Raw genomic sequence first — 24,914 nt, forward strand, 5'->3', positions numbered from 1 at the left:
GTGTTCGCCATGCATCAGACGCAGGCCTTGGTGCTGGCGAAGTATGCCCGAACAGGGTCGGCCGCAGAGCTGGCAAAGTCGATCGCAGCAAATGAATCACTTATTGCGTCAGCAACCACGGAGATCACCACGGGCGGTGATATCGGCTCATCCACCTGTGCGGTGGTCACTGACGGAGACGCCGTGGTGTTGGACAAGAACGCGCCAGTCATCTCGTACGCGGAATTCGCCGACTACATCGGCGCGACTGCGCGGCGCCACCCTGACGCGGCCAACAATGATCAGGTGCTACTGCTGTGTCCGTCCGCAGACACCCGTCTCGAGCGCACGAGCACGTGGAACACTATGGGATTTCGTGGCACCTGCAGCCCGGGCTATCTGCTTTCGGCCCGGACCTCACCGGCCAATTTGGTGCCGGCCGACTACGCGAGCATCCTGGCCACCACGATGTTGCCCGCCTCGCATACGCTCTGGGCGTCAGTCTGGCTGGGTATCGCAGACGCGGCATATGCCAAGGCTCGCACCACAGTTCGGCAAGCTGCGCGCAAGGCACCGGACAAGACCGTGCCGCAGGCGTCCTTGCTGGCCGATTTGACCGTCACGCACCAGAGTTTCGAATCGATGGTGCTGCATGAGGTTGGCCGCTATCAGGCGTTGGTTGAATCCGGAGCCGCTGAGGCGACGATCAGTTTCATGGTCGCCATGAACAATCTGAAGATTGCCGCGTCGACGGCGGTGATCGAGGTGGTCACCGAAGCGCTGAAGATCGTCGGCCTCAACGGCTACCGCGAGGACCACGCATTGAGTATGGGGCGGCTGCTGCGGGACGCATTCGGGCCGCAGCTGATGGTTTCCAATGAACGCATCCGATTGAACAACGCCAATCTCGTGTTGGCCTACCGGGGGTAAAGGACCTGAACATGACTGGCGACTCGCTTGAACTGGCGCGCAACGAATTTCGCAATGAGCTGATCGGTGCCGGCCTGCTGATCCCGCTGGGGATCGACGGGCTGTACGGCCGTGGCGGAGACTTCGAGAAGATCGTCGACGGCATTGATTTCGCGGTCCGTGGCAAAGGTGCAGCGGTACATGGAGACGACGCGGCGGTGCTGCGGTTCCCACCGCTCTACCCCCGTGAGGCTTTCGAGAAGACCGACTACATCGCGTCTTTTCCGAATCTGACAGGCGCCATCTCGACGTTCGCCGGCGGAAACACCGAACATCGGGCATTGCTGGCCGATCGCGATGCTGGTCTGCCGTGGGACGGACATTTGAGTCCGGCCGGCACCATGCTGGTTTCCGCCGCGTGCCATCCCAGTTACGGCACCTTGCCGAAGGTGCTTCCGGCAGAAGGCGTGCTGATGGACGTCTACGGATACTGCTTCCGCCATGAGCCGGCGATCGACCCGGCGCGCATGCAGGCCTTCCGGATGCACGAGTATGTGTGCGTCGGCTCACCCGATCAGGCAGAGGCCCATCGTGATTCGTGGGTGACGCACGGGATGGAGGTGCTCATCGGGCTCGGCCTGCAGGCTCGGCCTGCAGCCGCGAACGATCCGTTCTTCGGGAGGGTCGGCCGTATGTTGGCGGCCAACCAGAGAGACGAGAATCTGAAAACCGAACTGCTGGTGCGGCTCTACGGTGATCTGGACGACGGCACCGCGGTGGTCTCGGCCAACTGTCACCGTGAGCATTTCGGCGATACGTTCGGGTTGTCGACCTCGGACGGCGCAACGGCGCACAGTGCATGCGTAGGGTTCGGAATGGAGCGCATTGCCCTGGCGCTGCTGAGAACCCATGGCCTGAAGGCTGACTCGTGGCCATCGGACGTCCGGTCTACGTTGGGCTGGTGAACACCGCAGACAGGACTGGGTCCCGAACGATGGATCGGGGACATCGTTCGGGACCCAGGGCCTGATGGGTGGTATATCTCGCGTGGTTAGTAGGCGCCGTCACCGGCGAGGACGGTGCGGATTGTTTTGGTGATGATGAGGATGTCTTGGAGCAGTGACCAGTTCTCTACGTACGAGAGGTCAAGGCGCACAGCGTCTTCCACCTCGAGGTCGGAGCGGCCGCTGACCTGCCAGAGTCCGGTGAGGCCGGGTTTGACGGAGAGGCGGCGGCTGACGAGGTCGTCGTAGGTGTCGACTTCGCGGCGGACTTGGGGCCGGGGGCCGACGACACTCATCTCGCCGGTCAGCACGTTGAAGAACTGGGGGAGTTCATCGATGCTGAATTTGCGGATGATCTTGCCGACGGGAGTGATACGGGGATCGTTCTTCATCTTGAAGAACATCGCGTTGCCGCCGTTGGCGGCGATCATTTCGGCCTGGCGGCCGTCGGCGTCTTGGTACATGCTGCGGAATTTGGTCATCCGGAACGGCACGCCGTCCATTCCGATGCGCTCTGACTTGTAGAAGATGGGTCCGGCGCTGGTGAGTTTGACGGCCAGGGCGGTCACGATCATCACTGGTGCGATGGCGATCAGCGCGGTGACCGCGAACAGTACGTCAAAGGCTCGCTTGATCAACGAATTCGCCCGGCTGTATTGGGGTTTGGCGATCTCGAAGACGGCCATGCCGGCGACGGGTCGGCTGGTGAGGCGTTGGTCGGCGATGTCGATGAGGCCGGGGGCGACCATCAGGTCGACTCCTTGCTCCTCCAATTCCCACATCAACCGGCGGATGGCGACGGGGCTCAGGTGGTGGGTGGCGGCAAGGGCGACGGTGTCGACGCCGGTGCGTTGGACGGCGTCGAGGATGGCCTCGTCGCTGCCGACGATGGGGATGTCGCGGCCGGCGACGGTGATGACCTCTTTGCCGTGGACGGGTCCCATGGGGGTGCAGAAGCCGACCACCTGGTACCCGACCCACGGATCCTTCGCGAATTCGGTGGCGATGTCGTGGGCGGCGCTGGTGGCGCCGACGACGAGCAGGCGGCTTTGGTCTCGGCCGTTGCGGTGCCTGCCGGCGTTGATGCGACGCCAGGCCCAGCGCGTGATGATGAGCCCGGTCAGGCCTACGGGCAGCGCGATGGCCAGGTAGCCGCGGGAGATATCCAGACGAAACAGCGTGCAGCTGATGGCGATGAGGCCGAACAGCTGCAAAGTGGCGGCGACGAGGGTGACATATTCGTCGAGCCCCCGGCCGACGATCTTCGCCGAGCGGCTGCCCAGGGACAAAAAGCCCATCCAGAGCACCGCCAGGGTGGCTGAGACGGCGATGTAGCGGATGTGGGGGCCGGAGTCCCAGGAGACGTAGACGGGGTGGCCGGCGGTGGTGGCGAACCGCGCAATTTGCCCGAAAATGACAGAACAGCAAATAACTAATGCGTCGCTAAAAATGAGTTTTCGGGCGATTTTTGCGTGACGCTGCTCACGTCGTGAGCGTCCGCGGTTGCTGTGGATGGCCGGTGTCGGCAGTGCCTCGGACGGTGTGGTGACGGTGTCGGTGGTTGGCGTATGTCGTGCTGTGACCTGGGATTTTGCGATGGTGGGTGTCGACATGGCTGCGGTCGGCTCTCTGCTGGGCGGGACACACTTGGTCGGCGCAACCCCGGTGGCCGGCGCCGGGCAAGCCGGCGGCTTTGGGGGTCGTGTGCGTGCCCACGGTGGCGACGCACCTCCACGGTTGTGTTAGCAGCTGCGGATTCAGCAAAGTTATACCTATGGTTTGCTTACGGCAAGTAGGGCAGCTAACCAACCGGTGTTGTGTACCTCACAACACGCCCGCAGGCCTGTGAGGCGACGGGGATAGGGGTCTGGGTCGCTCGTGCGATCGGCAGCCAGATGCCGACCGGGTGTTGCGCGGCGCCGCGACCGTTTGGCTCGCCGGGCTGTGCGGGCGCCGCAGCGTTGTTGTGGCGGCTCGCCGGCGATCGGCGCAGGTCGATGGCGCAATCGACTGCGTCGCTTGTCGAGGTCAAGTCCGGTTACTTGTCGGCATTGCGCGATTTTGGCGAATTAACAGAACATTGCCAGAGGGCTATAGCTAGCCACTAACTGCATATCTATGCCACTATTTCGTGCCAACAGATACTTGCGAATGTGATTACAGCAAATATTTCGCCAATCGATGTTACGACCGGAGGTTGGGATGGTCGAGTTTGATTACATCGTGGTCGGAGCAGGTACCGCGGGGTGCGTGCTGGCCAACCGCCTGTCCGCCAGTGCCCACAACCGGGTGCTGCTGATCGAAGCCGGCGGCCGCGCGAGCAGCCCCTATCTGCGAGTGCCCAAACTCGGCAGTCGGCTGTTCGACAATCCTCGGTACGTCTGGCAGCACCAGACCATCCCGTTCGGCCCCGACGGCACCGCCGAGCTGTGGCCCCGCGGCAAAGTTCTGGGCGGATCCAGCTCGGTCAACGGCATGGTCTACAACCGCGGCCAGCAAGCCGACTTCGATGAACTGGAGCGGCGAGGAAACATCGGCTGGGGTTGGGATGACATCTTGGCCACCTACCGCAGTTTCGAACACAACACCATCGGCATGTCGTCCAGCCGGGGGTTCGGGGGCGAGCTCGCGATCAGTGTCGTGCCCGACCCCGATCCGATCTCCCTGGCCACCATCGCCGCCGGAACCCGTCTCGGCATGCGCTACCTCGATGATCTGAACGAATCGGACGAACCGCGGATTGGACTGGCCCCCGCCACAATTCACAACGGTAGGCGAGTCAGCGCCGCTACCGCGTTCCTGAATCCGGTGCGCGGCCGCCCCAACTTGCGGGTACTCACCGGCGCTACCGCAGAACGGCTGGAGCTGACCAGGGGACGGGCCACCGGAGTCGTGATTCGCCAGGGTTCAACGTCTACCGTCGTGCGGGCGAATCGTGAGGTGGTGCTCAGCCTCGGCGCGCTTGGCTCACCAAAGTTGTTGCAGCTTTCGGGTATCGGGCCGCGAGAGACATTGGCCGCCGCGGGAGTGCCGCTCTACCTGGAGCGCTCACACGTTGGTCGGCGGATGCGGGACCACCGGACGCTGGTGAATACGTACCGGCTCAATCGGGACATCGGACACAACCGGCACTTGTCGACCATGCCGGGCAAAATTCGGTCCACGATCAAGTACGCCGCCACCGGCTGCGGACCGCTGGCTGCGCCGGCCGGCGACGTGCTGGCATTCTTCAAGACCGATCGTGATCAGCCGCGGGTCGACGGCCAGATGCTGATCACCGCTCTGACGCTGTCCGGTCACGGCGGACACGTCGAACGACTGCCGGGTCTCTCGTGCATGGGCGAAATCCTGCGGCCGACGTCTGAAGGCAGCGTCTGGATCAGTTCAGCCGATCCGGACGAACCCCTGATGATCGACCCGAATTATCTGGCCACCGCGCACGACCGGGCCGCGGCTGTCCGGGTGTTGCGGACCATGCGTGAGGTCTTCCGGCAGTCCCCGATCGCCGCACTGGTCGAAGTGGAGCTGGCCCCTGGCGACGACGTCCAGTCTGACGATGAACTCCTGTACAACGCGATGACACAGGGGCTCACCGGATTCCACGCCATCGGAACCTGCGGCATGGGACCCGACGACGACGACGTGGTCGATAATCAACTGCGCGTCCGCGGCATCGATGGACTTCGTGTCGTAGACCTGTCGATATTGCCGATCATGGTCGCGGGCAACACCAATGCGCCCGCGATGGCGATGGCCGCCCGAGCTGCCGACCTCATCCTGGATACCCCCGCTGGCGGACTCGCGCTCGTAGGCCCGCGCGAACGCCAGTCGCGAGCCACTCCGTGGGAGATGTCCCGCTAGCTGCGGTATCACTCGTCGCCGACAACCCCATCGGCCGCTCAGTATCTCCCCGGGATCCGCTGTTGCATGTCACGATGGAGGCAGGGCAAACAACCGAGCGGTGTACCGATGAGCGGTATCGACAAAGCGTTGGGGCGCGTGGTCGCGCTGATCGCACTGCTGTTCGTTGTCGCCGTCGCGCTGCACGGATATCTGCCTGGTGTTGGTCACCCACACCCAGACGAGCCGACGCACAGCACCGCGAGCGTGGTTGGCGTGGACACGCTGCTCATCGTCTCGGTCGTCATTGTCGGGATCGGCGTCATCTCGTCGCTACGGCGCCCACGGCCGGCCGCCGCGTCGGCCCCCTTCGCGCTGCCAGGCTCGTTCGAGGGCAAGCTCGGGTGGAAGCCGGTGCGCAGGGTACTGCTGATCGGGCTCGGCGCCCTCCTGGTGTGGCTGGCGCTCGTCGTCCTGCTCTCCCACCTGCAGCTGCTGCAGCTGCCCGACCTCCCGATCTCGGAAGGCCCGTCGAACAAGGCGCCGGGCGGCACACCGCCCACCGCAGTGCCGCCGCCGGCTCCGATGCCGGTGCCGCCTCCGCAACCCGAGCACAGTGTCTTCGGCTACCTGCTCGCCACCACGGTGGTGATGCTGCTGCTCTGGGGTGCTGCCGTCGTCGTCCGCAGACGACGGCAAACCAACGAACCTCAGCTGCCGATCGACCACGCCTACGAACCGCCGGTCGCCGCATCCACACCGGAATCGCTCACGCGCGCGGCGGAATTCGGCCTTGCCGAGATCGGCGATCGCAGCCGAGGGGCGCGTGAGTCGATCATCGCCTGCTATGCGGCGATGGAGCGCGCCCTCGCGGACGCCCCCGGCGCCGAACCACAGGATTCCGATACGCCCTCCGAAGTGCTGGCCCGTGCTGTCGAACACCACGCATTGCATGCCGGCAGCGCAACCGAACTCGTGGCATTGTTCGCCGAGGCACGTTTCAGCCCGCATGTCATGTCCGAACGGCATCGCGACATCGCTGCGGAGGCGCTTCGCCGGGTGCTGGCCGAGTTGCGGAGCCTGACATGAAGCGGCTTGCGATCGTGGGGATTTCACTGGCGGTGGGAGCGGAGCTGATCACGCTGCTGCTCGGCGATCGCCGAGTCGTGGGGTGGGTTTCAGCCGTTGCGGCGGCGCTCGTATTGCTGGCCGTCCGCCGCCGGCTGGCCCACCGCGGACCGGCGCCGGCCGAGCCCATCGCGAACGACGCGGAGGAATCGTTGCGGGACTGGATGGTTCGCACCCACACGCTGATCCAGTGGTCGGAATCCACGCGCGGGGACTGGGACCACCACTTGCGGCCCACCCTGGCCCGCGAATTCTTCATGGCCACCGGCGCGCAGCAGGCCAAGGACCCGGCCGCGATGCAAGCCACCGGCCGGATGGTCTTCGGGGATCACTTGTGGCAGTGGGTGGATCCGCAGAACGTCCTCCGTTCCTCTCGTGGGGAGCCGGGCCCTGGCCGGGCCACGCTCGACGAAATCCTGCATCGATTGGAGCGGCTATGACGATGCCGGCCGAGTTGACGACGGCCCATGCCGAGGCGGTGCTCGACGAGATCGAACGCGTGGTGGTGGGGAAGCGCGCGGCGCTCACCCTCATCTTGACCTCCGTGCTGGCGGGTGGCCACGTGCTCATCGAGGATCTCCCCGGACTGGGAAAGACGTTGATCGCGAAGTCTTTCGCCCGGGCGCTGGGACTGAGCTTCACTCGCGTGCAATTCACCCCGGACCTGCTGCCCGCCGATCTGCTCGGCTCGACCATCTACGACATGCAGTCGGGCCGGTTCGAGTTCCGTCGCGGGCCGATCTTCACCAATCTGCTGCTGGGCGACGAGATCAACCGCACGCCGCCGAAGACTCAGGCTGCGCTGCTGGAGGCGATGGCGGAAAGCCAGGTGAGCATCGACGGCGAAACCCACCGGCTGCCAACACCCTTCATCGTTCTTGCCACGGACAACCCTATCGAATACGAGGGCACGTACCCGCTACCGGAGGCACAGCTGGACCGGTTCGCGGTCAGGATCGAACTGAAATACCTGTCGGGTGCGGACGAAACGGTGATGCTGCGCCGGCGTCTGGAACGCGGGTCGGCCGAACCGATAGTGAAACAGATTGTCGACGCGCACGACCTGCTCGCCATGCGCGAGTCGGTCGAGCAGGTGACGGTGCATGACGACGTCCTGCACTACGTGGTGTCGCTGGCGGCCGCCAGCCGCAATCACCCTCAGGTGGTCGTGGGCGCCAGCCCGCGGGCCGAACTCGACCTCGTTCAACTCGCGCGCGCACGTGCCCTGCTGTTCGGCCGGGACTACGTGATTCCCGAGGATGTCAAATCTCTCGCCATTCCGGTGATTTCGCACCGGATCAGCTTGAAACCCGAGATGTGGGTGCGCAGTGTCCACGGCAGCGACATCGTGGAGCAGTTGCTGCAGCGTCTGCCCGTGCCGCGGACGCGTGGCGGGCCGGCGTGACGAACGTGACCGAGCCGCGCGAGGTCGAATTACGTTGGCGCGCATCACCGCTGACATTGGCCATCGCGACATGCGCGGGTGCGGCCCTCGCCGCGGCGGTGCTCGGCCCCCGCTGGCAGCTGATCGCCTTCGCGGCGCCGCTGCTGGGCGTGCTGTGCTCGATCAGCTGGCAGCGTCCGGCTGCCAAGGTGTTTGTCCAGGGGCAGCCGGCTTTGACGCGATGCTTCGAGGACGACGAGACCCGGCTGTCGGTGTCGGTGACGACGGCAGCGCCGAGCGTCGCGTCCGAGGTCACGGTGTCGGTCGAATCCGGAATGGATATCGAGGTTCTCGAGGGCAGTTCCGCGCAGCTGAAGACGGTTGCGGTGTCGGCCGAACGATGGGGCCGGTACCCGATCCGGGCCACGGTTGACGTCGTGGCCGGCGGCGGGCTGTTGGCAGGGACAGGCACCGTGGACGTCGCCGAAGTCTTTGCCTTTCCCATTGCCCCGCCGCAATCGACGCCGATACCGCGTATCGAGTTGCCTGACCGGCTCGGCACCCATCTCACGCGGCACATCGGTCCGGGCGTCGAGTACGCGGACGTTCGCGCCTACCTTCCCGGCGACCAGCTGCGCACCATCAACTGGCCGGTCAGCGCTCGCCGGGGCCGGCTGCATGTCACCGAACGGCTGACCCACCGCGCCGCCGACGTGGTCGTTCTCATCGACACCAGCATGCAGCCTCCCGGCCCGGCGAGTGCCGCGATGGAGCGGGTCGTGCTCGGCGCCGCCCAGGTGGTGCAGAGTGCCCTGCGAAACGGTGACCGCGCGGGCATTGTCGCGCTCGGCAGCCTGCGCCCGCGGTGGATCGGCGCCGATATCGGCCAGCGCCAGTTCTATCGGGTGCTCGACGCCGCGTTGTCCGTGGGACGTGAATACGAAACCACGACAGGCACATTGGCTCCGCGCGCGGCCGTGCCGTCGGGCGCGATCGTGTTCGCGTTCTCGACCTTGTTGGATACCCCGTTCGCGCTGGCGCTGACGGAGTTGCGTGGACGCAGGCACACCGTGGTGGTGGTCGACGTTCTCGAGGGGCCGCCCTTCGACGCCGAGCAGGACTCGACCCTGGCCCGCATGTGGGCCTTGCAGCGGCACGCGATGTATCGCGACATGGGGATCGTCGGAGTGGACGTGGTGCCGTGGCCGTCGGCCGTCACCTTGGATCAGGCGCTGCGGCTGATGCCGGTTCGCCGACGGACAGCGAGGCGGTGATGCGATGACGACCACCGCGCGGGCCGGGTGGAGCCAGCCGGGCGCCCGGGTCGTTTCGACCGGGTTCGGCGTCCTGATGGTCGCTGCGGCAGCTGTCGAGACACATGGCCCGGCGGCGGTCGCTTCGATGGCGGCGCTGGCGGCGGTGGGAGCCGGACTGCTGTTTCGGGTGGCTGCCACGGCCTCGGTCCTGCTCACCGTGATGGCGTTGGCGCTGTCCGACGCGCCTCCGGTGGTCGCGGCGCTGTCGGGACTTTCAGCGGCCACCTACCTGCTGATGCGGCATGCCGCCGGATCCGGTGTGGTCACCATGACCAGACCGACATTGGTTGCCATGCTCGGGTTCACGGCCGCCGGGGCGTTCGCCACCACGTTGAATCTCGACCTGCCGTGGCTACCGCTGCTCGCGCCGCCGGCGGTGGTCGCCATCTACGTGCTGGCCTTGAGTCCTCACACCGATACCAAAATCCAGATCGCGCCGACCGACCCCAATAGAGCTGTGCCATAACAACATAGCGCGATCGCGCGATCGAACCTGCCCAGCTGGAGCGCATGTTCGAACGTGAACCGGAAGCGGTGTGCGGCATGCCACAGCGCCAGCACGACGACGCCGATCAGAACCAATTTCCTGTCAAAATGCGTCGTGCTCGCGACCATCATTCGCCTCCTCGCAGCGGGAGAGTGATGTGGGTCACATTCAGGATATGCCCGGGTCCACCCGGCCGTCTACGACGACGCGGTCATCCGCTGGGTGAGGTCAGCAGCCTCCGAGTCTTCCGGCGATGGACTCCGGCGTAGGGTGAGGAGATCGGCGGTATTTCGCATACGGCTGTTCGAAGCCGTTTCGTCGCCGAGTTGAAGAATCTGGCCGGTTCGCGGTCAAGATCGGAGCGTCGCAATGACGCCACCACCCTCCCGCAGTGATGTCGGGCGCACCAAATCGGTACCGCATCACGTGCGATGCGGTTATGGCAGACGATAGTCCGACGTCCCCGGGCGCCAAACCTGATCAGCCGCAAGCTAATTCGCTCGCAGTCGGAATGATCTGCGAGAACTACATCTTTTATGGATTGGATTTCAACCATGGCCGTACGCGTAACATGTGACGGCGGGGCAATTGACGAGTTTTCCCGCTTCGCCGACCGCTACATCAAACACGACGATGGATCGTTGGAGATCGTTCGACTGGGAGCTCCGAAGACCACGAGCTATGACGCGGGGTGTTGGACCGAGGTGACCGGAGATGAGCACCAGACGAGGCGGGCGCGCTTCCGTCACTGGTTCACCCGAACATCCGTCGCCGGAGCCTAGTGACCGAGTATCGGAACGCTGCGGCGCAGCTTCTGGACGATGACCGGCACCCGCGATGCCTGCATGAGTGTCTTGAACTGCCAACTGTCGTCGGCGGGTACGACGCCGGCTGACTGCAGCGCGTCGAGGAGGTCGAACAGCGTCTCGCCCTCGTACATCAGCCCATCGGAGTTGAAGTGATAGCGGTCGACTGCGGTGCACTGAACGAAGGTTCCGATGCCGTGGACCGTCGGCGCGGTTTCGTCGTACGGATAGAACCGCAGCGACCCGTCGAAGTGCCCACTTCCGATGTACCGGATGACGATTCGGGTCTCGCCTTCGGGTGTGATGTCGATGTACACCTGTCCCGGCAGCGGGTCGTAGCGCCAATCGGGTATGGCATCGAAGAATGCGAAGTTGTACTTCACGAACTCGTCCAGCCCGACCAGCGTCCGCCCGAAGGTGGTGGGGTCCTTGTAGCGGAGGTCCTGGGTGTACAGCTCGTCGTTGAGCGACATGTCCCGCATCAGCCAGCTCCACCAGTACTTCTTGGCCCATTCGATCAGCCAGGCGACGTCGATCCCGAAGTTCTTGTAGTGTGCGACTTTTCGCTCGAAGTCATCGAACCACCGCTGGGTCATGGCCGTCAGCTCGTCCTCGCCCAGGACGGGCACTCTGCCGCCTGACCGGTTACCGGCCAGGAACTCGGGCAGCGGCTTCCGCAGCCGCGGTTGGGCGAGAGCCTTCTGAAACAGTTCTTCATTGAACATGCGCAACGCTCCTTGGTTCGGTTGTTGGATGGTCGTCAGATTTGGCCGGCCCGGCGCTCGACCGCGCGGATCAGCTCCTGCACCTTCGCATTTCCCGCGAGCCAGCTGTCGAGCCCCACATTGATCGCGCCGCGCAGCAAGGCATACGGCTCCCAGCCGCTGGGCGCGATGGTGCGGGCAGCCCGGCGCCCGATCCCGTCGGCGATCACCTTCGCGGCCTGTGCGGCTGTGATGCGCACGTTCAGGGGCCACGGCAACAGACTGCCGAGTTCGACGCCGAGATCGTCTTTGTCGAGCATGTCATGCGTCATCGCGGTCTCGACGACGCCGAAGTAGGCGATGCCGGCGCTCGCGCCGACCGCGGCGAGTTCGACCCGCAGGGCGCGTCCGAGCTGTTCGACTGCGGCTTTGCTCATCATGTACGTCGCGCCGCCCATGCCCGGTGCGAATGCCGCGCACGAGGAGACGACGACGACGTGTCCGTTGGCCGCGATCACGTGGTCGAGTGCCGGGCGCAGCGTGTTGAACACTCCGGTGAGGTTGATGTCCATGACGCGGTCGAAATCATGAGCGTCCATGGTGCGCAGTGTCGCCGGCTCGGGCGTCACGCCGGCGTTGGCGACGACGACGTCGAGGCGACCGAAGTGTTCGACGACTCGCGTGGCGACCTTTTCCATGAGCTCGCGGTCGCGGACATCGGCCCCGAGCCCCAGTACAGAGGGCCCGAGCTGCCGGGCGGCGGCCTCCGCGCTGCTCTCGTCGACATCGACGATGGCAACCCGCGCACCGCGGCGGTACAACAGCTTCGCGAGTTCCCAGCCGATGCCCTGACCCGCGCCGGTGATCAACACGGTCTTGCCGCTGACGTCGTAGGTCGTCGCCGATACCCAGCTGAGCGGGTTGAGCTGGCCGATATCCATTACGCTGTCACCTCGTACGCTTCAACATCGAATTTTCTTGTCCGGCTGCGGTATTCGAAGCTCCAGTTGGGGTAGAGCCCCGAGTTGTGGCCATCTGGGGTGGTGTAGTAGCTCTGGCAGCCGCCGGTCAGCCACACCGTCGAGGTGCTGCGGCGTTCCATCTCGTCGAGGAAGGCATCCTGTGCCTCCTGGCGTACCTCGACGCGGTGTGCGCCCGCGGTGCGCATCGTCGTCAGCGCATCCACGATGTAGGTGATCTGTGACTCGATCATGAAGATCGCCGACTGGTTACCCGCCGCACCGAACGGGCCGAGGGTGCAGAAGAAGTTCGGGAAGCCGGCAATCGTGGCGCCGAGATAGGTCTGGCGCTGTTTGCGTTGCAGGTGGCCGATCGAGATGCCTCCGGGGCCGATGATGCGGTCATAGGCGGCGGGGATCGGTTCGAAACCGGTGCCGTAAATGATGGTGTCCACTGGGATCTCGACGCCGGCGCGGGTCACGATCGAGTGCGGTCGAACCTCGGCGATGCCGTCGGTGACGACCTCGACGTTGTCCTTGGCCAGGGCGGGTAGGTACGCATCGGCGAAGATCGCGCGCTTACAGCCCAGCATGTAGTCCGGTGTCAGCTTTTTGCGCAGCCCCGGGTCGGAGACCTGCCGCAACAACTGGAATCGGCCGAGCGCCTCGTAGGGGTAGCGGAACCGGGTGTCGACAAACCCGACGAGCCCGAGCGCCTCGATCGCCGAGTACCAGGCTCCGCGAATCACCTTGCCCGTCAACGGAAGATTGCGCAGCAGGGCGCGTTCCAAGCCTGCTGTGGTTCGGTCCATGCGCGGGACGATCCAGGGAGCCGAGCGCTGGAAAACGGTGAGTGCGGCGACTTTCGGCTGGATCTCCGGTACGAACTGTACGGCCGACGCGCCGGTGCCGATCACGGCAACCCGCTCGCCGGTCAGGTCGTGCTCGTGGTCCCAGTGCAGCGAGTGAAAGGCATTGCCCGCGAACGTATCCAGTCCCGGCAGTGACGGGTATTTGGCCTCCGCGAACGCGCCCGTGGCGGAGACCAGGAAATCCGCGGTGAGCGCGCCGGAACCGGTGTCGATGTGCCACAGCGACTCTGTGTTGTCCCAACGCGCGCCGAGCAGTTCCGCGCCGAAGCGAATATGGCGCACCACATCGTGTTTCGTCGCGACGGATCGGATGTACTCGAGGATCTCTTTCTGCTGGCCGTACGTGCGCGACCAGTTCGGGTTGGGTGCGAACGAATAGCTGTAGAGGTGTGAGGGCACGTCGCAGGCGCAGCCGGGGTAGGTGTTCGCCTGCCAGGTGCCACCGAGGTCAGTTGCGCGTTCCAGGATGACCAGATCGTCGAATCCCGCTTCGCGCAGCTTGATCGCGAGCCCGATGCCGCCGAAGCCTGCGCCGACGATGGCGATGTGTCTGTGTTCGGCTTGTGCTGCCATGGCTATCGGCTCCTTCCGTGCAGCACGGAAACCAGTCGGTCGACAACGGCGTCGATCGTGATGCTGCGAGCGAATGTGGTCAGTGCCAGGGGCGAGGGGAAACGCTGCTGCGTCGTCGCCTTGGCGTAGGTGAATTCTTTGAGGCCGTCGGGACCGTGCACGCGACCGAAGCCGGAGCCGCCGACGCCGCCGAGCGGCAGGGTCGGGATCGTGGCGTGGGCGACGAACGCGTTGATCGAGGTTCCGCCGGCGCGGATCCGGTCCGCGATCTGGCGCCCGTTGCGGCGGGAGAACACGGTGCCACCCAGCCCGTAGGACCCGGAGTTGACGCGTTCGATCGCCTCGTCCATGTTGGCGACCTTGGCGACGGTCAGCGTGGGCCCGAAGGTTTCCTCAGTGACAGCGAGGGCGTCCTCGGGCACGTCGACCAGGATGGTGGGCTGTACGAACTGACCGTCGATCGCGTCGATTCCGCCGAGCAGTGCCGTCGCGCCACGCGCTATCGCATCCTCGATGTGGCGCCGGATCACGTCGATCTGCTTGGGCATGGTGATCGGGCCGATCTTGGCGTCGCCGCCGGCCCGAAGCCCCCCGGCGAGCTCCATGAGTTTGTCCACGAATTCCGCGTAGACGGCTTCGTGGACGTAGACGCGCTCGACGCCGAGGCAGGTTTGACCCGCGTTGGACATCCCGCCCCACACCGCGGCATCCGCTGCGGCGTCGAGGTCAGCGTCGGCGTCGACGATCAGGGCGTCCTTGCCGCCGCATTCCATCAGCACCGGGGTCAGCCGTTCCGCGCATGCCGCCATGACCCGTTTGCCGGTATCGGTGGAACCGGTGAAGCCGATCTTGCCGACGTTGCTGCGACAGAGCGCTGCGCCCGTCTCGCCGAGCCCGGTGACTACTTGCAGTACCCGTTGTTGGGGAACGACTCTGGCGAACGCGGCGGCCAGCCACAATCCGACCCCGGGGGAGTATTCGCTCGGCTTGAACACCACAGTGTTGCCGGCGGCGAGCGCGAACGCGACCGAACTGAGCGGGGTGAACACCGGATAGTTCCACGGACCGACCACGCCGACAACGCCGAACGGGCGGTGCTCCACCCATGCCGCCTGGTTGATCGTCAGCAGGCTGGAGGGCACCGGCTTGCGGCCGAGCACTTTCTCGGCGTTGCGCGCCGCCCACTTGAGGTGTTCGAGCGCCATTGCGATCTCGAGTTTGGCGTCAGAGATCGGCTTGCCCATTTCGTCGTGCATGACCTGGGCCAGGTCGGCCCGGCCCCGGGTGATCTCCGCGCGCCATGCGTCGAGGTACTTGGCCCGTTCCGCGAATCCCAGTGCGCCCCACCAGTCGGCGGCCCGGTGCGCACGGTGTACGGCAGCATCCACCTCGGCGACGGTGTGCATCGGATACGTCCCCACCGTCGTTCCGGTCGCCGGATTGCGGACGTCGAACGTCGAAACCTTTTGTCTGGTGCGGGCATTCGTCAGCGTGGCCACTGTTGGTCCTTAGGTCAGAGGTCGAGTACGAGGGAGTCGCCGGCCGCGCGCGAGACGCAGGTCAGCATGTAGGCATCCCGTTCGGTGTCGGGCAACGTCCGGTCGCGGTGGTCCACTTGACCCGTAAGGACTTTCACCTTGCACGTGCCGCAGAACCCTTGCTGGCAGGAGTAGGCGGCACCGGGTAGCTCGCGCCGGATGGCGGCCAGTGCCGTCTCCTCGGCGCCGACTCGGACGGTCGCGCCGGTGCGTGCCAGCGTGATGTCGAACTCCCTACCGTCGATGACCGGCCGCGCCGAGAACCGCTCGGTGTGTAGGGATCCCGTCGGGTTGGCGGTGAATGCGGCGCGCTGCGCGGCATCGAGCACCGGCGGCGGGCCACACACATACATCGCGGAACCGGCTTCGGCTCTGCCGATCAGCTCGCTGATATCGGGAGCGCCGAACTCATCGTCTGGCCTGATATCGAGTTCACCGCCGGTCAGAGCCTGCAGCTCGTCCAGAAACGGCATCGTCGTCTGTGATCGGCCGAGATAGACCATCTTCCACGGCACGCCCGCGGCGTCGGCCGCCTTGACCATCGGCAGGATGGGCGTGATGCCGATGCCGCCTGCGACGAAGAAGTAGGACGGGGCCTCGACAAAGGTGAACGCGTTGCGGGGGCCGCGCACCCGAATCACGTCGCCCACCCCGAGCGCGCCGTGCACCTCGAGTGATCCGCCGCCGCCGGCGGGAAGGCGGCGCACGGCGATCCGGTACCGGGAGCGATCGTTCGGGTTGCCGCACAGCGAGTACTGCCGCTGCTTGCCTGAGGGCAGGAACACGTCCAGATGTGCGCCAGGCGTCCACGCCGACAGTTGCGCGTCGTCGGCCGGTCGCAGTGTCAGGCTCACCACGTCCTGTGCCTCGACACGCACCGCCTCGATTCGGACGTCGAGCTCGAATCCATTGCGCTGTAAGGGGTTCGGGCGAGAGAACAGGGGGGCGGTCGGGCCGACGAACACCTGCTTGTACACGTCCATCACGGCACCGAACATGCGCAGGGGTGCGGGCGGCGTGAATTCCTCAGTCACAGTGGGGCTTTCCATCAGTGACCGGTCGCGCGCGCGGCCGGCGAATGCGCGAGGTAGCGCAGTGCCGAGTCCATCGGGCCGAGTTGCGACGGGTGAAAACCCGGCCGCAGGTAGCGCGGGAGCTCGGTGAAGAAGGTTGCGAAGTTGGGCACGATCCCGCGCACCGTCGCGCTCACGAACTGCACCGGCCACATGCGGCCCTTGTCCGGCTCAGGGTCCTTCGCGTACAGGTACACCGACGACAGTAAGAAGGTGGTCAGCAGGGTGGCGCTTGCGACAACGGCAGTCCGTGCTTTGCGTGCGTAACTGCCATCGACATACATGTAGGCGTCGTAGACCACGCTGCGATGCTCGACCTCTTCGGCGCCGTGCCACTTGACCAGATCCAGCATCGTCGGGTCCATGCCGAGCTCTGCCAACTTGTCGTTCTCCAGCATCCACTCGCCGATGACGGCGGTGTAGTGCTCCATCCCGGCGAACAGGCCGAGCCGTTCCTTGAGCCATTCCTCCTTGGCGCGCCCGGACAGACCGTGATCGCCGAGGATCCGATCGACGAACCAGGAGAAAGTCCGCACCATCGAGTCGACGTCGAGGCCTATCGACTGCAGATGCTCGCGAGCGCCGGCATGGCTGCTGGCGTGCATCGACTCCTGCCCGACGAAACCGGCTACTTCTTCACGGAGCCGCTCGTCATCGATATAGGGCATCGCTTCGGCCAAACACTTGGCCATCGCGCGCTCGCCCTCGGGGAGCACCAAATGCATGACGTTGACGATGTGGGTGGCAAAAACCTCATTGGGGATGTAGTGCATCGGCACCGAGCCGAAGTCGAAGTGGACGTCGCGCGCGTTGATCGCGTGCTCTTCCTTGCGGTAGCGGCGCCTCGTCGCGCCGGCCGATTCAGCCATGATCGAACTGTACGATGCAACAAGATTGATTGCAATGTTGCAGCTACAAATTTCCTCGATATGTTGCAACGGTCTGGTTCTTGCTACCGTTGCGGCATGACCTCGGCACTTGTCACCTCGACAGATGCGCCGGAGACCGACGACTCTGTACGGGCCCGCATCCTTGATGCTGCGCTCGTTCAGTTCGAGAAGGTCGGTGTCAAGAAGACGACCATCGAAGACATTGCCCGGCAGGCCGGGGTCGACCGCGTCACCGTTTACCGCCGCGTCGGTTCACGCGACGACGTGGTCGCGGCGGTGTACGACCGGGAGGTCGCGCGCGTCCTCGCCGAGCTGGCCGCGATCCCCGCGCGCCACGACAATGTGGCCGATCTGGTGGCCGACATCTTCGTCACCGTCATCACGCGGTGGCGCAACCATCCGCTCGTCACTCGAATGCTGGCGCTCGAGCCCGAGCGGGTCCTGCCACGGCTGACGACGGACGGCGCATCGACGTTCGCCACGTCCATCGCGGTGACCGAAGCGGTATTCCGGCAGGCGATCCGCGACGGACTACTGCCCGAGACGCCGGACATCCAGGCGCGCGCCGAGATCGTCTGCCGGATCGTCCATTCGCTGGTCTTGACTCGCGCCGGCCTGGTCCCACTGGAATCCGACGAAGAACTCAGCGCATTTGCGCGCACCTACCTGATGCCGATCATCAACCCCTGACGCCCCGTGCCGCGGTCGGCAAGTACACCATCAGTTGCCGATGATCGACCACATCACTTCAGTGCAGTAGTCGACGAGCTGGTCCTGCGAGATGTTCAGCTGGCCCGACAGCCAGTCGAGAAACAGCTTCACCAATGCACCGGAGAGCGCACTGATCTGGAGCGCGCGGCGGCTGTCGTCAGCCACTGTGGCGCGCTCGGATTCATCGGTCAGCGCGGTGGCGACGAGGGAGACGAACCGCGGCACGGTCTGGGCGCCGTGCTCGCGCAGCGCGTCATTGGCCACGGTTTCGCGGAACAGGATGCGCCCACGCCGAGGGTCGTCGGTGATGAAGGCGAGGGCTGCTCCGAAGGCCACCCGTGCTCGCGCCTGTGGATCGGCGGGGGCTGTCAGCACCTGTTCGAGAACCTGCGCGGTCAGCGCATCCGCAACGCGGTCGTACACCTCGACCAGCAACGCGTCGACATCACGGAAGCTCTCGTAGAAGTAGCGCAGCCCCACGCCGGCATCACGGCATACGCCCCGCACCGTCGTTTCCGGCGCACCGAGGGTGCCCAACAACTCCGTCCCCGCCGCAAGTAGCCGTTCGCGTCGTTCGGCGGCGCGGGCGGCAGACGACTGGCCGCGCCACAAGTCCTCGGTCGGTGAGCTCACCAGCCGATTTTCGCAGTGACCATGACGGGACGTGAACGACGGTCTGGTCGACTGGCTTGACATCAGTCAATTCTATAGGAAACATACGCTTCCTATAGAAGGCGGTTGCGCGACGATGGACGGCCAAGTACGTGCAGCCGAGTAATTCGATCCTGGCTCAGACGAATTGGGCAGCCGATGAGGCATCCGCTGTGACCGATCACCTGCCCACCCCGGATGCCACGGCGCGCGAGTTGGTCGACGACCTGGAAAGAAAGAGATGAAATGAGCCTGCAACTCACCGAAGAACAGCACGACCTGGTGCGGACCGTGCGGGATTTCTGCCAGAAGCACTGCGACACCCGCGAGCAGCGGCTGGCGCTCACCGACGGCGGAAAAGAGCTGCACAGCACCAAGATTGCCGGCGACATGGCTGCGCTGGGATGGCTGGGACTGTCGATCCCCGAGGAGCACGGAGGTTCCGGCGGCAGCCTTTTCGACGCATGTCTGTTCGTGGAGGCAATGTCGCGAGGTCGGGCGCCACTGTCGAGTTTCCCGGTGACCCTCATCGTCTCCCACACCTATCTGAAGTTCGGCAGCGACTTCCTCAAAGGTCAGGTCCTCGGCGGGGTGACCACCGGCGTGGTCACCTCCATCGCGATGAGTGAACCGGGATCGGGCTCGGACGTGGCGTCGCTGACCTGCCGCGCCGACAAGGTCGACGGTGGCTACGTGCTCAATGGACAGAAGACGTGGTGCTCCAACGTGCACCTCGCCGATTACGTGGTCGTGGTTGCACGCACGTCGCACGGTGGCGCCAAACACGAAGGCATCTCGATGTTTTCGGTGCCGACGGGTAGCCCGGGCATGGAGATCCGGCAGATCGAGACGATGGGTGGCCGGGAGGTCAACGACATCTACCTCACCGACTGCTTCGTGCCCGAAGACCGGCTGGTCGGTGTTGAGGGTCAGGGTTGGGGGCAGTTGGTCGCCGGACTCAACATCGAGCGGATCATCATCGGCGCGATGTTCCTCGGTCTGGCCCAGCGCGCCTTCGATGACACCCTGGCGTACGTCAAACAACGCACCCAGTTCGGCAAGCCGGTCGGGTCATTTCAGGCGTTGTCGCACCGATTGGCTGATTTGGCAATGGAATTGGAAGCCGCGCGGCTGCTCGTCTATGACGTAGCGCAACGTGTTGACGAACATCCCGACAGGCTGCTGCCGCGCGAAGCGTCCATGGTCAAGTTGAAGACCACCGAGCTGGCCAAACATGCCGCGCTGGAGGGTGTGCAGATGATGGGCGGCTACGGCTATGCCTCCGAATACGGCATGGAGGAGATGCTGCGTGCCACCGTCGTGGGCACGATCGTGGGCGGCACCAGCGAGATTCAACGCGACATCATCGCCAAAACCCTTGGGCTGTGACCATGTGTACGGCACAACAACATCGCATGCCGGAGCCTCAACGTGGTTCGGTTCGCGCCCGAGCGCTGCGAGGGTTGTCGGCGCTGACGATCCGTCGGGTGGCCGCCGCCGCGCCGGTGAATGCCGGCACGGTTCCGGTTGTGCGGCAGCTGCTGGAGCGCGGCCTGCGGGCCTCCGCTCCCACTCTTGGCGGTACCCGGATCGAACTGGTGGATCACGGCGACGTTCGCGGCGAATGGGTCAGGGGCCCGAAAACGAGCCGAGATGACATCGTCGTGCTGTATGTGCACGGCGGCGGCTTCGTCGCCGGGTCGCCACGTGCGTATCGCGGTGTGACATCGCGACTTTCGACCGCGCTTCGTGCACCGGTGTTCGGGCTCGCATATCGGCTGGCACCCGAACATCCCTTTCCGGCCGCAGCGCACGACGTCGATGCCGCCTATCGTTGGTTGCTGCGCTGTGGCTACCGGCCTGACCAGATCGTGGTCGCGGGCGACTCGGCGGGCGGCTACCTGGCCGCCGACCTCGTCGTCGCCAACGCCCGCGCAGAACTTCCTGAGCCGGCGGCGCTGATGCTGTTCTCGCCGATGGCCGATCTCAGCCTGTCGATCGCCGAACTCCACGACGGGGCCGTCGACGAGGGCATCCTGTCCATGTCCGTCGCGCGGGCCGCTGTCGCGCACTACCTTGACGGCGCCGCCGGTCCGCACGACCTGCGGCCGGCGCCCGGAATGTCACTGCCGCCGACGCTGATTCAAGCCAGTACCACCGAACTGCTCGGCGGTGACGCGGTCGAATTGGCGGACCGGTTCCATCGTGCCGGTGCCACGTGCGAATTGCAGATGTGGCCCGATCAAATCCATGTCTTTCAGGCGCTACCCGTCGTGGTACCCGAATCGCGCATGGCCTATCGCGCAGCCGCTCAATTCCTGGCATCGATCACCGGGTCCGTGCAACGACCTGCGATGTGACCACCCGGGTTTCCGGCTCGCGCGCTTCCCTGAGATTCCACCATGATTCGACATCACGACAGTTGAGGAAGTCATGCCTGAAACAGCTATCACGACGCGGCCGGCCGCGTTTCAGTACACCGCGTCCGTCGACCCTGATGCGGTGGCGCTGCGGACGCCAGGAAACACCCACACCATGACGTGGCGGCAGTACGCCGAACTCGTGCGCCGGGCCGCCGCCGGACTGGCCGCGCTGGGAATCAAGCGGGGCGACACCGTGGCCCTGATGATGGCCAACCGAATCGAGTTCTACCCGTTGGAGGTTGGCGCGCAGCATCTCGGCGCCACGTCGTTCTCGGTGTACAACACGCTGTCAGCCGAGCAACTCGGCCACGTGTTGGGCAATGCCGGTGCGCGGGTGATCATTTGTGAACCCCAGTACGTGGAACGAATCCGGGCCAGTGGGGCAGCGCCCGAGCACGTCGTATGTGTCGACGAGGCGCCGGCCGGAACGATATCGATGTCAGCGTTGCTTGCCGGTGGCGCAGACGATTTCGACTTCGACGCGACGTGGCACGCCGTCCAACCAGACGATGTGGCGACACTGATCTACACCTCGGGAACCACCGGCAGTCCTAAAGGTGTGGAGACCACCCACGCGAATCTGTTGTTCCAGGTGCAGGCAATCGATGAGGTCCTGGAACTCCGATTCGGCGACACCATCACCTCGTTCATGCCGACGGCGCACATCGCCGACCGGTTGACCGCGCTGTACGTCCAGGAGGTCCTTGGCACCCAAGTGACCGTCGTTGCGGATGCCAAACTGATCGCACCGGCTCTGGCTGAGTTGCACCCGACGGTGTGGGGTGCGGTGCCGCGAGTATGGGAAAAGCTCAAGGCGGCAATCGAACTCAGCGTCGACAGCGAGTCGGACGAAGTGCGTAGGCAAGGGCTGCGGTGGGGACTCGAGGTGGCCGCCAACCGCAGCCGATACGAACTGGCCGGTCAGCCGGTCCCTGTGGACATCGCTGCCGAATGGGCACGTGCCGATGAGTTGGTGCTGTCGAAAATCCGCGCGAAACTGGGGCTGGACCGGGTTCGGTGGGCATTGTCGGGGGCGGCGCCGATCCCGCCTGAGACGCTCGGCTTCTTCGCCGGCCTCGGCGTTCCGATCGCCGAGATCTGGGGCATGTCCGAGCTTTCCTGCATCTGCAGTGTCACCCACCCACGGGAGGCCAAACTGGGCACCGTTGGAAAGCTGGTTCCGGGCATGCAGGGGCGAATCGCCGCGGACGGTGAGTTGCTGGTCCGAGGACCACTGGTCATGAAGGGCTACCGCAACGAGCCCGATAAGACCGCCGAGGTCATCGACGCCGATGGCTGGTTGCATACCGGCGACGTCGTCACCATCGATGGCGACGGCTTCCTCCGGATCGTGGACCGCAAGAAAGAACTCATCATCAATTCCGCGGGCAAGAACATGTCACCCACCAATATCGAGAACGCCATCAAAGCGGCGACCCCACTGATCGGAGCGATGGCTGTCATCGGCGATGGCCGCCCCTACAACACTGCGCTCATTGTGCTCGATGCCGAGAGCGCATCAACCTATGCTGCGCAGCGCAACCTGCCTGATGCGTCGGCAGCTGCGCTCGTCGCTGATCCTGTTGTGATCAAACAAATCTGCGCCGGAGTCGCCGCCGGGAATGGTCGGCTGGCCCGCGTCGAACAGGTGAAGCGGTTCCGCATCCTGCCAACGTTCTGGGAACCCGGCGGAGAGGAGCTCACGCTCACCATGAAGCTCAAGCGCAGAGTCGTTGCGGAGAAATACGCCGACGACATTGACGACCTCTACGGTCCGGAACCCCTTTGTGGCGTTCATGAACCGGGCTGACCCTGCTGATGCCGCCGGGAATGGTCAGGGACGCCGCGGTGCCTACCGTGCCGCCTCCTCCGTTCGGCGCGGAGACCTGCAGCGGGATGCGATCCTCAACGCCACCCGAGAACTACTGAGCACCAACAGTTTCGAGAGTATCTCCGTTAGTGCGATCACCGCCCGCGCCGGCATTACCCGATCGGGCTTCTACTTCTACTTCGATTCCAAACACGCCGTATTGGCGACCATGCTGCGAGCCGCCGTCACGGAACTCGACGAACTGACAGACCACTTCGCGCCCAGGACTCAGCAGGAATCACCCGAAATGTTCGTGTCGAGAATGGTCGACGCCCTGGCCACCGTGACTTCGCGCAATGACCCAGTGATGGCGGCTTGCCAGGCTGCCAGGCAGACCGATGCCGAGATTCGCGCGATCACCGACGAACTCAGTGACGCAGTGATCGCGGTGGTGCAGCAGAACATCGCGGCCGAAGTCGCGGCCGGCACCGCCGCGCCGATCGTCGACGACGCTGCCGCACTCGTGCGCATCCTGTCGGCCACCACGCGGTTTGCCGTCAGCGGCGACACCGCGTTCGTCCGATCGGCCGATGATCTTCCGAGGGCATTGCACGCCATCGAGCAGCTGTGGCTGCACGCCTTCTGGGGCTGTCGCTGATCCAGAGCTCTGGGTCTACGGGCTGAATTCGGTGTTGCCGACCAGCACGTCGGTCAGCCGCAGCGCGATGGTCGCTCTCCGCGACGCGAGCTGTCGCGCCGAGCGCTGGATTTCCGCCGTCTGTCCCGTCCGGACAGTCTGATACCGCAGGAGCGCCGCGGCGACGTCACCGTCCTCAGCATCGGCGAGCTGGCGAGCGAGTTCCGCACCATCCTGGATCGCCTGATTGGCGCCCTGTCCGCCGAAGGGTGTCATCGGGTGTGCGGCATCGCCGAGCAGCGCGATGCGGGCGGTGGTCCAGCGTGCGATGGGGTCCCGGTCGTAGACCGGGTGCATGTACACCGGCCCGGTTGCGCCACGGATCAGCCGGCCCACCACGGGCTCGAAATCGTCGAACTGCCGAGCCAGCGCCGTCAGATCCGCACGCGCCGACCACAGGTGCAGCGGTGGCTCGTCGACGCCGAGAGTCGCGTCGACCGCCACCTGCCGGCCCGCGCGCACCGGCATCGCGATGACGTGTTTGGCGTAGTCGGCCGAATGCCACGAGCGCAGACGGTCATTCGGTCGACCGTCCAGGCAGTCCACCGGGCTGACCGCGCGGAAGATCACCGAACCGCAGTAGTGGATTTCGTCATCGCTGAACAGCGTTCGCACGGTGGAGCGCAGCCCGTCGGCGCCGATCACCAGCGGCGTCCGCAGGACGGCACCGTCGGCGAACGTGAGCGCGACGTGCTCGTCGTGCTCGGCGTGCTCGGCGAGCCCGGTCAGTCGGTGCCGTAGGCGCACCTGGTCCCGGCCGAGATGGGCCACCATGAGGGCGTGCAGATCGGCCCGGTGGACGGTGCGCGGTGACAGCTCGGCGTCGGCGTACCCGAACCGTCCGTGTTCGGAACCGATGTTCGGGGTGGCGGCGTAGTCGGCCACAGATTCCACGTGACCGGCCTGATCGTGGGCCTCGAAATATCTTGTTGCCGAAGATATCTGGTTGAACTCGTCGAGCATTCCCCATTCTTCGAACAACCGCAGCGTCGGCGGCGAGATCCCGAGTGGGCCGCCGACCTCGCCGAGCTCGCGGGTCTTGTCCACCACGATGGCGTGGTGGCCGTTGTGGCGCAACGCAATCGCTGCTGCGAGGCCGCCGAGGCCCGCGCCGACGACGATGGGTGCGGTGGTGTTGTGATCGGACACGAATGAGTGCC

At 65.1% G+C, this 24,914-nt stretch carries 23 protein-coding genes; 13 read left to right on the forward strand and 10 right to left on the reverse strand.

Annotated features, from left to right (window positions below; translation table 11 throughout):
- Nucleotides 1-9 precede the first annotated feature (9 nt).
- Together ACNO8X_RS11980 and ACNO8X_RS11985 are read left to right on the forward strand one after the other, a co-directional pair.
- A complete protein-coding gene (locus ACNO8X_RS11980; protein ID WP_418005872.1) occupies nucleotides 10-909 on the forward strand; it encodes an acyl-CoA dehydrogenase family protein in 900 nt (299 codons plus the stop codon).
- Between the two features lie 11 nt (nucleotides 910-920).
- Entirely contained in the window at nucleotides 921-1,853 is a 933-nt protein-coding gene (locus tag ACNO8X_RS11985) for an amino acid--[acyl-carrier-protein] ligase (RefSeq protein WP_418005451.1), read from the forward strand.
- A gap of 86 nt (nucleotides 1,854-1,939) precedes the next feature.
- Here ACNO8X_RS11985 and ACNO8X_RS11990 read toward each other — a convergent pair whose 3' ends face one another.
- On the reverse strand, nucleotides 1,940-3,505 hold the full coding sequence (locus ACNO8X_RS11990; RefSeq protein ID WP_418005452.1) for a sugar transferase: 1,566 nt from the start codon (nucleotides 3,503-3,505) through the stop codon (nucleotides 1,940-1,942).
- Nucleotides 3,506-4,094: 589 nt separating this feature from the next.
- Between ACNO8X_RS11990 and ACNO8X_RS11995 the strand changes: the two genes are divergently transcribed.
- From ACNO8X_RS11995 to ACNO8X_RS12020, 6 genes are all read left to right on the forward strand, one after another.
- Nucleotides 4,095-5,753 (forward strand): GMC family oxidoreductase, encoded by a 1,659-nt coding sequence (locus tag ACNO8X_RS11995; RefSeq protein WP_418005453.1) that lies wholly within the window; start codon nucleotides 4,095-4,097, stop codon nucleotides 5,751-5,753.
- A 108-nt stretch (nucleotides 5,754-5,861) separates the two neighbouring features.
- Complete coding sequence (locus ACNO8X_RS12000; protein ID WP_418005454.1) at nucleotides 5,862-6,821, forward strand: DUF4129 domain-containing protein; 960 nt, start codon at nucleotides 5,862-5,864, stop codon at nucleotides 6,819-6,821.
- Nucleotides 6,818-7,300, forward strand: a complete 483-nt coding sequence (locus ACNO8X_RS12005) for a hypothetical protein (RefSeq protein ID WP_418005455.1) — start codon at nucleotides 6,818-6,820, stop codon at nucleotides 7,298-7,300. The genes ACNO8X_RS12000 and ACNO8X_RS12005 overlap by 4 nt, the downstream gene beginning before the upstream one ends.
- Complete coding sequence (locus ACNO8X_RS12010; protein ID WP_260940709.1) at nucleotides 7,297-8,265, forward strand: AAA family ATPase; 969 nt, start codon at nucleotides 7,297-7,299, stop codon at nucleotides 8,263-8,265. The genes ACNO8X_RS12005 and ACNO8X_RS12010 overlap by 4 nt, the downstream gene beginning before the upstream one ends.
- Nucleotides 8,266-8,270: 5 nt before the next feature.
- On the forward strand, nucleotides 8,271-9,518 hold the full coding sequence (locus tag ACNO8X_RS12015; RefSeq protein WP_418005873.1) for a DUF58 domain-containing protein: 1,248 nt from the start codon (nucleotides 8,271-8,273) through the stop codon (nucleotides 9,516-9,518).
- A gap of 4 nt (nucleotides 9,519-9,522) precedes the next feature.
- Nucleotides 9,523-10,026, forward strand: a complete 504-nt coding sequence (locus ACNO8X_RS12020) for a hypothetical protein (protein ID WP_418005456.1) — start codon at nucleotides 9,523-9,525, stop codon at nucleotides 10,024-10,026.
- Here ACNO8X_RS12020 and ACNO8X_RS12025 read toward each other — a convergent pair.
- The 7 genes from ACNO8X_RS12025 to ACNO8X_RS12055 all read right to left on the reverse strand — a co-directional run bounded on the left by ACNO8X_RS12025 (nucleotide 9,969) and on the right by ACNO8X_RS12055 (nucleotide 17,441).
- On the reverse strand, nucleotides 9,969-10,178 hold the full coding sequence (locus ACNO8X_RS12025; RefSeq protein WP_418005457.1) for a hypothetical protein: 210 nt from the start codon (nucleotides 10,176-10,178) through the stop codon (nucleotides 9,969-9,971). The two genes, ACNO8X_RS12020 and ACNO8X_RS12025, sit on opposite strands and share 58 nt — an antisense overlap.
- 647 nt (nucleotides 10,179-10,825) lie before the next feature.
- Nucleotides 10,826-11,578 carry a nuclear transport factor 2 family protein gene (locus tag ACNO8X_RS12030; protein ID WP_418005458.1) on the reverse strand — a complete coding sequence of 251 codons (753 nt, stop codon included), beginning with the start codon at nucleotides 11,576-11,578 and terminating at the stop codon, nucleotides 10,826-10,828.
- A gap of 35 nt (nucleotides 11,579-11,613) precedes the next feature.
- The gene (locus ACNO8X_RS12035) at nucleotides 11,614-12,498 is read right to left on the reverse strand and encodes an SDR family oxidoreductase (RefSeq protein WP_418005459.1); all 885 of its coding nucleotides are present in this window, start codon (nucleotides 12,496-12,498) and stop codon (nucleotides 11,614-11,616) included.
- Entirely contained in the window at nucleotides 12,498-13,961 is a 1,464-nt protein-coding gene (locus ACNO8X_RS12040) for a flavin-containing monooxygenase (RefSeq protein ID WP_418005460.1), read from the reverse strand. The genes ACNO8X_RS12035 and ACNO8X_RS12040 overlap by 1 nt, the downstream gene beginning before the upstream one ends.
- A gap of 2 nt (nucleotides 13,962-13,963) precedes the next feature.
- The gene (locus tag ACNO8X_RS12045; protein ID WP_418005874.1) at nucleotides 13,964-15,451 is read right to left on the reverse strand and encodes an aldehyde dehydrogenase family protein; all 1,488 of its coding nucleotides are present in this window, start codon (nucleotides 15,449-15,451) and stop codon (nucleotides 13,964-13,966) included.
- A 23-nt stretch (nucleotides 15,452-15,474) separates the two neighbouring features.
- Nucleotides 15,475-16,548 (reverse strand): PDR/VanB family oxidoreductase, encoded by a 1,074-nt coding sequence (locus tag ACNO8X_RS12050; RefSeq protein ID WP_418005461.1) that lies wholly within the window; start codon nucleotides 16,546-16,548, stop codon nucleotides 15,475-15,477.
- Nucleotides 16,548-17,441 (reverse strand): metal-dependent hydrolase, encoded by an 894-nt coding sequence (locus ACNO8X_RS12055; protein ID WP_418005462.1) that lies wholly within the window; start codon nucleotides 17,439-17,441, stop codon nucleotides 16,548-16,550. Before ACNO8X_RS12055 ends, ACNO8X_RS12050 begins: the two co-directional genes overlap by 1 nt.
- A gap of 96 nt (nucleotides 17,442-17,537) precedes the next feature.
- Between ACNO8X_RS12055 and ACNO8X_RS12060 the strand changes: the two genes are divergently transcribed.
- Entirely contained in the window at nucleotides 17,538-18,152 is a 615-nt protein-coding gene (locus ACNO8X_RS12060; protein ID WP_418005463.1) for a TetR/AcrR family transcriptional regulator, read from the forward strand.
- 30 nt (nucleotides 18,153-18,182) lie between these two features.
- Here the strand turns inward: ACNO8X_RS12060 and ACNO8X_RS12065 are convergent, their stop codons facing one another.
- Nucleotides 18,183-18,806, reverse strand: coding sequence for a TetR/AcrR family transcriptional regulator (locus ACNO8X_RS12065; RefSeq protein ID WP_418005464.1), 624 nt, complete (start codon nucleotides 18,804-18,806; stop codon nucleotides 18,183-18,185).
- Nucleotides 18,807-19,070: 264 nt separating this feature from the next.
- On the opposite strand from ACNO8X_RS12065, the gene ACNO8X_RS12070 reads away from it, so the two are divergent.
- From ACNO8X_RS12070 to ACNO8X_RS12085, 4 genes are all read left to right on the forward strand, one after another.
- Nucleotides 19,071-20,213, forward strand: a complete 1,143-nt coding sequence (locus ACNO8X_RS12070; RefSeq protein ID WP_418005465.1) for an acyl-CoA dehydrogenase family protein — start codon at nucleotides 19,071-19,073, stop codon at nucleotides 20,211-20,213.
- Between the two features lie 26 nt (nucleotides 20,214-20,239).
- Nucleotides 20,240-21,184 carry an alpha/beta hydrolase gene (locus tag ACNO8X_RS12075; RefSeq protein WP_418005466.1) on the forward strand — a complete coding sequence of 315 codons (945 nt, stop codon included), beginning with the start codon at nucleotides 20,240-20,242 and terminating at the stop codon, nucleotides 21,182-21,184.
- A 73-nt stretch (nucleotides 21,185-21,257) separates the two neighbouring features.
- Nucleotides 21,258-23,057 (forward strand): fatty acid--CoA ligase FadD11, encoded by a 1,800-nt coding sequence (gene fadD11, locus ACNO8X_RS12080; RefSeq protein WP_418005467.1) that lies wholly within the window; start codon nucleotides 21,258-21,260, stop codon nucleotides 23,055-23,057.
- Complete coding sequence (locus ACNO8X_RS12085; protein WP_418005468.1) at nucleotides 23,044-23,715, forward strand: TetR/AcrR family transcriptional regulator; 672 nt, start codon at nucleotides 23,044-23,046, stop codon at nucleotides 23,713-23,715. The genes fadD11 and ACNO8X_RS12085 overlap by 14 nt, the downstream gene beginning before the upstream one ends.
- 15 nt (nucleotides 23,716-23,730) lie before the next feature.
- On the opposite strand, the gene ACNO8X_RS12090 is transcribed toward ACNO8X_RS12085, so the two are convergent.
- Complete coding sequence (locus ACNO8X_RS12090) at nucleotides 23,731-24,903, reverse strand: FAD-dependent oxidoreductase (RefSeq protein WP_418005469.1); 1,173 nt, start codon at nucleotides 24,901-24,903, stop codon at nucleotides 23,731-23,733.
- Between the last annotated feature and the right edge of the window lie 11 nt (nucleotides 24,904-24,914).

This window comes from Mycobacterium sp. PDNC021, from assembly GCF_048282635.1.
Taxonomy (GTDB): domain Bacteria; phylum Actinomycetota; class Actinomycetes; order Mycobacteriales; family Mycobacteriaceae; genus Mycobacterium; species Mycobacterium llatzerense.